This window comes from Moorena sp. SIO2C4, from assembly GCF_010672485.1.
Taxonomy (GTDB): Bacteria; Cyanobacteriota; Cyanobacteriia; order Cyanobacteriales; family Coleofasciculaceae; genus Moorena; species Moorena producens.
This window is the reverse complement of the sequence record NZ_JAAHGN010001560.1, coordinates 1-1105: the sequence shown is the minus strand read 5'-3', so window position 1 is coordinate 1105 and position 1105 is coordinate 1. Positions and strand designations below refer to the sequence as shown.

The window sequence follows — 1105 nt, the reverse complement described above, 5'->3', positions numbered from 1 at the left end:
TCGCTGACCGCTGACCGCTGACCGCTGAATTCTTGAATTATCAACTATCAATTTTGAGCATAATCAACTGCCGTTGGAGTAGCGATCGCACTCCATCTAAATCGAAGTTAACATGCTTAATAATTTCTGCTACAGTTTGGCTTTGGGATGAGTCGTCGGGTGAGCTACCATTCTCGTCACAGGCTTCGAGAAACGTAAATTCCTGGTCTGATAGCTTAACCAGCTGGTAATCATAGTCAAATAGGGACTTACTTGGCCAACCGGTCATACAAGGGTGCCGTTCTGGAATTGCGGCTAACAGGTCTTTATCCTCTGACCAATCTACTCGCTCTAAGGGAGGACGGGTGAGGAAAAACTCATAATGAGTCAGTTCAGGATCTAATAATTCAATTAACCGATATAGCTCCCGTTCACTCAGACGTTCTGAGCGTGCCATTAACTCTGGATTCTTGCCAAATAAGCGCTCTTTCTGCCAGTAGCGGGGATTGGAAAACCCAAGAAACTCCAAGCCAGCCGCATCGATTAGTTCAAATAGGGTTTCAATGTTATAGTCAATCTCTTGGGGATGAACGTACATATCCGCGAAGCATTCATCCTGATGGTTTTCCAAAGCCCAGCGTTCCCGGTCTCGCTTGACAATTCGGTTGTTTTCTGGGAGAGCTTCAAATAATTGACGACCGACCTTCACCCCATCCTGGTAGTCTCCCTGGTTTTGACCCTGCAAAAGTGCGATCGCTTGCTGCATCAACTGAATTTCCCAGCGTCCTAATTCAGCATAGACAAAGATATGAAATAAGCCCCCCGGTGCTAGTTTCTTAGCTATAGATTGAATCCCACGGATCGGGTCTGGCAAGTGATGTAACACTCCCACACAATTAATTAGATCGAACTGACCCTCGATTTGGTCAACATCGTACAAGCTCAGGTGATGAAACTCGACCCGATCAGCACCTGAGCGGCGACAGCGTTCCTGGGCTACCTTCAAGGCTCCAGCACTAATATCAATCCCCACTACTGAGGCTTGGGGATTGAGGTGAACTAGATACTCTGTGCCTACCCCTGTCCCACAACCAGCATCTAGAATCCGAATCTCCTCTCTTTGGGA

Annotated in this window: 1 protein-coding gene; it reads right to left on the bottom strand. The window is 47.2% G+C overall.

Annotation, left to right across the window (positions count from 1 at the left end):
• Positions 1-40 precede the first annotated feature (40 nt).
• A partial coding sequence (locus tag F6K20_RS39495) for a class I SAM-dependent methyltransferase (protein ID WP_287298592.1) occupies positions 41-1105 on the bottom strand: 1065 nt, incomplete at its 5' end.